The sequence below is a fragment of the Elioraea sp. Yellowstone genome (assembly GCF_006704265.1).
GTDB lineage: Bacteria > Pseudomonadota > Alphaproteobacteria > Acetobacterales > Acetobacteraceae > Elioraea.
This window is the reverse complement of sequence record NZ_VIKA01000188.1, coordinates 1-5595: the sequence shown is the minus strand read 5'-3', so window position 1 is coordinate 5595 and position 5595 is coordinate 1. Positions and strand designations below refer to the sequence as shown.

Genomic DNA, 5595 nt, shown 5'->3' with positions numbered 1-5595 from the left:
GCCTCGAGCCGCCCCGAGAGCGGCGCGATCGCCGCCTCGATCTCGGCGGTCGGCAGGCCGCGCAAGGCGGTGACGAAGCCGCGCGCCGGCCCGCCCGCCGGTCCCTGCACCTGGCCCGCGAGCCGGCTCGCCGCGGCATAGCCCTCGGCCGAGCCGGCGGCCGCGCCGAGCCCGTGCACGAAAGCGAGGAGAGGCAGCGACGGCTCGGCCCCGCCGATCGCCTCGGCCGCCTGGCGCGCGGCCTCCTGGGCCTGGACGCGCCCGGCGAGGTAGCGCGGGATCGGCCCGACCACCTCGTTGCGGAAGGGCTGCGCCGCCGTCATCACATCCTGGCGCCGGGCCCGGCGCCACTCCTGCCGGCAGGCGTCGAACACGGCGACGAGGCTGCGGGCTTCCTCGGCCGTCCAGGCGAGCACGGGCTTGCCGAACAGCCGTTCCGCCTCGGGCGCGAAGAAGGCGGCGGCGAGCGAGACGCGCGTGCCGATCCCGTTCGGCGTCCAGCGCGCCGCGCGATCCGCGGCCTGCGCCCAGGCCGCGAGCGCGGCGCAGTCGGGCGGGCGCAACTGCGCCTGGACCGGAGGCGCGAGCAGCACGAGCGCTGCCGCGACCAGGGACGTGCGGTAGGCCATCGGTGGATCCTTTCCCGGCTAGGATTGCGTCCCCGCAACGCGCTGAGGCCGCGGCGGCAAGTCTCGGCAATGAACCGGATCAGAAATGTGGCAGATCAGGAACAGCGTGGGCTGCTGGTCGGGCACCATGGCGCCGAGGCGGGCGAGGCCGCAGCCGCCGAGCCGACCGGCGCACGCGGCAAGCCGGGGTGCACGCGCGAGGCGCAGCAGCGCCCGCAGGTCAGTCTCGGAAGCCGCCGCGCCGTCGCATCGCAAGGCCGCAATGCTCCCCGACCGGCGCCACGGGGCCGGGGCGGGACGCGACGGCCGGCACGAACGCCTGCGCGCTGGCCGCCCCCGGCACCCGGCTTCCGTTCCGCAACGGCATCGATATGGCCGCGATGGTGGAAGGCGGCCGGGGGACAGGCCTTCATCGACCGGCTGGTCTCCGCCCAAGGCCGGGCGCGATCGCCGGCTGCACGATCGCGAGCGAGCCCCTGTTCTTCCCGGATGCGCGCCGGTCGCCGCTACACCTTCGCCGCCGAAGGGTCGATCCAGCCGATATTGCCGTCGTCGCGCCGATAGACGACCGCGAGCGAGCCGGTCTTGCGGTCACGAAACATCAGCACCGGCGCATCGGCGAGGTCGAGCCGCATCACCGCCTCGCCCACGGTCAGCGTCTCGATCTCGGTCGGCAGTTCCGCCACCACCGTGGCATGATCGCCGTTGAGCTCGATGGTCTCGCCCTCCGCCGGCTCGGCCTCCTGGGCAGGTTCCGGTCTCAGCACATACTGCATCACCTTCTCCGGCCGCTCGCGATGGGCGAGGTCGCGCGCATGGTCGTTCACCTTGCGGCGGTACCGGCGCAGCCGCTTGGCGAGATGCTCGGCCGCCGCGTCGAAGGCGGCATGCGCGTCCTGCGCCTCGCCCTCGCCGCGCAGCACGATGTTGCGGGCCGCGTGCATGGTGATGTCGCACATGAAGAAGGCGCGCGCCCTGGAGAAGACCACCTGCGCCTCGAGCGCGTAGTCGAAATACTTGGCCGCAATGTTCCCAAGCTGCTCGGTGACGTAGGTCCTGAGCGCCTCCCCCACATCGACCTGCTTGCCCGAGACCGTGATCTGCATCGTTCGACCCCTGTGTCAGGGCGGGCTCCGTGCGGCCCGCCGGATGGACCCGCCGCGGCGGCGGCCGCGTCAGGCCGGGACGGCCTTCTCCCGGCGTCGCTGCACCGACGAGGGGATGCCGAGGCCCTCCCGGTATTTGGCCACCGTGCGGCGGGCGATGTCCACACCTTCACGCCTGAGGATGGCGACGATCTGGTCGTCCGACAGCACCGCCTCCGGGTCCTCGGCCGCGATCAGTTCGCGGATGCGGTAGCGCACCGTCTCGGCGGAATGCGACTCGCCGCCGGTGCCGGCGATCGCGGTGGTGAAGAAGAACTTCAGCTCCAGCGTGCCGCGCGGGGTGGCGATGTACTTGTTCGCGGTCACCCGGCTGACCGTGCTCTCGTGCAGCTCCACGGCGGTGGCGATGTCGCGCAGGATGAGCGGCTTCAGATGGGTGATGCCGTGGCGGAAGAACGCATCCTGCTGGCGCACGATCTCGGAGGCGACCTTCAGGATCGTCGACGCCCGCTGGGCGAGGCTCTTGACCAGCCAGGTGGCGTTCGCCCAGTGCTCGGCGATGAAGACCCTCTCCTCGCGCGACTTCGCGCCTGCCGCGACGCGCGCGTAGTAGGCGCCGTTCGCCAGCACGCGCGGCAGCGTCTCGGGATTGAGCTCGACGATCCAGCCGCCGTCCTCGGCGCGGCGCATCAGCACGTCCGGCACCACCGTGGTCGCGGGCTCGGCGTCGAAGGCCGCGCCGGGCTTCGGGTCGAGCCGCTTCAGCTCGGCGATCATGTCGGCGAGGTCCTCGGCATCGACCCCGCAGAGCGCCATCAGCCGGCGCATGTCGCGCTTCGCGAGGAGGTCGAGATGGTCGAGCAGGACGGCCATCGCCGGGTCGTAGCGGTTCTTCTCGCGCAGCTGGATCTCGAGGCACTCGCGCAGGCTGCGCGCGAACACGCCGGGCGGGTCGAAACGCTGCATCCGCGCCAGCACCGCCTCGATCCGCAGGCGCGCGCAGCCGAGCGAGCCGGCGAGCGCGTCGAGATCGAGCGCGAGCCGCCCGGCGGGATCGAGCCCGGCGATCAGGCAGGCGCCGATCAGCCGGTCGGTCGGGTCGGCGATCGAGAGGCGGAGCTGTTCGGCGAGATGCTCGCGCAAGGAGCGCCGCTCGACCGCGAACTCCTCGACATCCCGTCCCTCCCCGTCGAAATCCGTCCGCCCGCCGCGCCCGCCCGCGCCTGCGGCAGAGCCGCCATCGGCGGCGCCGCCGGGGTCGTAGACATTGGCGAAATCGGCGTCGAGCGGCGCCTCGTCCGCGGCCGCCACCGCCTCGCGCGCATCGCCGAGGGGCGGGAGCTCCTCCGCCGGCGCGGCCGGCGGCGCCTCGTCGGTCGGCCGGTCGTCGCGCTCGAGCAGCGGGTTGCGCTCGAGCTCCTGCTCGATCCAGGCCTGGACCTCGAGATTGGAGAACTGCAGGAGCTGGATCGCCTGCCTGAGTTGCGGCGTCATCACCAGCGCCTGGCCGAGGCGCAGATCGAGGCGCGGACCGATCGCCATGCCCGCCGTTCCCCGCGCCGGCCCTAGAGCGTGAAGCGCTCGCCGAGATAGACCCGGCGAACCCCGTCATGGGCGACGATGTCCTGCGGCTTGCCCTCCATCAGCACCTGGCCGTCGTGCAGGATGTAGGCACGGTCGATGATCTCGAGGGTCTCACGCACGTTGTGGTCGGTGATCAGCACGCCGATCTCGCGGTCCTTCAGATGCGCGACCAGATCGCGGATCTCGCCCACCGCGATCGGGTCGATGCCGGCGAGAGGCTCGTCGAGAAGTATGAAATTCGGGTGACTGGCGAGCGCGCGGGCGATCTCGACGCGCCGGCGCTCGCCGCCCGAGAGCGCGATCGCCGGCGTCCGGCGCAGATGGCTGATCGAGAACTCGGCCAGGAGCTCGTCGAGCAGCACCTCGCGCCGGTCGCGGTCCGGCTCGGCCACCTCCAGCACGGCGCGGATGTTCTGCTCGACGGTGAGGCCGCGGAAGATCGAGGCCTCCTGCGGCAGGTAGCCGAGGCCGAGGCGGGCGCGGCGATACATCGGCAGGGCGGTGATGTCGACGCCGTCGAGCATGATCCGGCCGTAGTCGGGTCGGACCAGGCCGACGATCAGGTAGAAGCAGGTGGTCTTGCCGGCGCCGTTGGGGCCCAGCAGGCCGACAGCCTCGCCCCGCTGCACCGCGAGCGAGACGTTGCGCACCACCGGCCGCTTCTTGTAGCGCTTGCCCAGATTGGTCGCGACCAGCCCGCCGCCGCCCGGCAGGACCTGCAGCCGGGGGGCGGGATCGCGCGCGGGCGCGGCGTCGGGTGGCGTCATCGGCGTGGCCCCGGGGCCGGAGCCGGCGGCAGGTCGGCCGGCGGCGGCGGGCGGCGCTCCTCGGGCACGATCATGCCGGCGACCCGGCCGCCCGGCGCCGGCATCAGCCGCGACACGCCGGTCTTGAGGTTCACCTCGCCGTACGCGCCGTTGAGCTGGTTCTGTCCGCGCGTGATGCGGACATTGCCGAAGATGCGCGCGATCCCGTCGCCCGGGGTGTAGACCCCGCGATCGCCGCGCAGCACCTCCTCGGCGGTGGTGATCCGGACATCGCCGAAGGCCTCCGCCCGCTCCAGCCGGTTGGCGCCGGGCACGCCGCGTCCGGCGGCGGCCTGGCCGGCGGGCGCCGGCGCGGTGCCTTCGGGGACGAAATAGGCCACCACCGTCTCGGCCTCGAGCCTGCGGTTCTCGGACGTGATCACGGCATCGCCGCGCGCCACCGCCATGCGCCGTTCGGCCCAGTATTCCAGCGCGTCGCGCGCGGTCACCCGGTCGGCGCCGTTGGTGAGCGACAGGGCGCGGCCGGTCAGCACCAGCACCCGGCGGTCCAGGTCATAGACCGCCCGGTCGGCCTCGGCGCGGTCGTTGCCGCCGACGATCCGCACATTGCCCTCGGCCTGGAGCCGCCAGATCTCCCCCGCCTCCGCCGGTCCCGCAGCCGCTGCGGCGGCCGGCGCGCCCTGCCGGTCGCGGTAGCGCGCGATCAGCCGGTCGGCGAACACGGTGGTCGTGCCGCGCATCGCCCGCGCGTTGCCGCGCGCGATCACGACCTGGTCGTCGCGGCGCCACTCGATCGCCTCGTCGGCCAGGATCTCGACCGGCCCCTCGCCGGTCAGCGCGAGCTCCTGGGCCGCGACCGGCGTGGCCAGCGCGACCGCCGCCGCGAGCGCCCATGCGACCCTCACGGCTGGGCCTCCGCCGGCACCAGCACCATCCGCGCGGGGCCGGTGAACACCACCACCGCACCACGCTCCTCGATGCGGAAGCCCGCGGCGTCGAGCGTGCCCGGCGGGCCCTGCGCGGCGACCGGCGCGTCGCCCTCGGCGCGCCCGGCGGCGAGGTCGATGCGCGCGCGGTCCGTGCGGATCTCGTAGCCCGCGTCGTGGAACAGCGCGACCTCGCCGGCGAGATCGAGCAGCCGCGTCTCGCGCTCAAACGTGCCGCGCTCGGCCTGGAGCGTCACCCAGGCGCCGTCCTCGAGCGTGATCTCGCCGGTCGGCCGGGTCAGCGCGACCGCGGTCGCGCCCGAGGGCTGCTCGGCGGCCTCGGCGGCCAGCTCGTAGGGCCGGCCCCGCTCGTCGCGACCGGTGTAGCGGGGGGCGACGAGACGCGCGCTGTCGGTCACGGCGCTGTCGGGCTTGCGGTAGGCGACGCGGACGCGATCCTCGATCCCGCCGATCTCGGGCCAGAAGGCGATCAGGGCAAGCACGCCGAGCGCGCCGACCGGCAGGACGCGCTTGAGGATCGCGATCGCGAGCCGGCGGCGCGCGAGGGCGCCGAGCCGGGCCT

The 5595-nt window shown here is 73.7% G+C and carries 6 protein-coding genes; all 6 read right to left on the bottom strand.

Features of this window, described 5'->3' with window-relative positions:
- A partial coding sequence (locus FK498_RS17025; RefSeq protein ID WP_202614896.1) for a hypothetical protein occupies nucleotides 1-629 on the bottom strand: 629 nt, incomplete at its 3' end.
- Nucleotides 630-1135: 506 nt separating this feature from the next.
- Nucleotides 1136-1735 carry a ribosome hibernation-promoting factor, HPF/YfiA family gene (gene hpf / locus FK498_RS17020; protein ID WP_141856667.1) on the bottom strand — a complete coding sequence of 200 codons (600 nt, stop codon included), beginning with the start codon at nucleotides 1733-1735 and terminating at the stop codon, nucleotides 1136-1138.
- Between the two features lie 69 nt (nucleotides 1736-1804).
- Nucleotides 1805-3277 carry an RNA polymerase factor sigma-54 gene (gene rpoN / locus FK498_RS17015; RefSeq protein ID WP_141856665.1) on the bottom strand — a complete coding sequence of 491 codons (1473 nt, stop codon included), beginning with the start codon at nucleotides 3275-3277 and terminating at the stop codon, nucleotides 1805-1807.
- Nucleotides 3278-3300: 23 nt separating this feature from the next.
- On the bottom strand, nucleotides 3301-4086 hold the full coding sequence (lptB, locus tag FK498_RS17010) for an LPS export ABC transporter ATP-binding protein (protein WP_141856663.1): 786 nt from the start codon (nucleotides 4084-4086) through the stop codon (nucleotides 3301-3303).
- Nucleotides 4083-4991, bottom strand: coding sequence for an LptA/OstA family protein (locus tag FK498_RS17005; protein ID WP_141856661.1), 909 nt, complete (start codon nucleotides 4989-4991; stop codon nucleotides 4083-4085). The genes lptB and FK498_RS17005 overlap by 4 nt, the downstream gene beginning before the upstream one ends.
- Nucleotides 4988-5595, bottom strand: a 608-nt coding sequence (lptC, locus tag FK498_RS17000; protein WP_141856659.1) for an LPS export ABC transporter periplasmic protein LptC, incomplete at its 5' end; no start/stop codon positions are given. The genes FK498_RS17005 and lptC, both read right to left, overlap by 4 nt.

Excerpts from the sequence above, each read along its gene's own strand:
- hpf (WP_141856667.1), bottom strand. The coding sequence starts at position 1,735 with ATGCAGATCACGGTCTCGGGCAAGCAGGTCGATGTGGGGGAGGCGCTC.
- rpoN (WP_141856665.1), bottom strand. The coding sequence starts at position 3,277 with ATGGCGATCGGTCCGCGCCTCGATCTGCGCCTCGGCCAGGCGCTGGTG.
- lptB (WP_141856663.1), bottom strand. The coding sequence starts at position 4,086 with ATGACGCCACCCGACGCCGCGCCCGCGCGCGATCCCGCCCCCCGGCTG.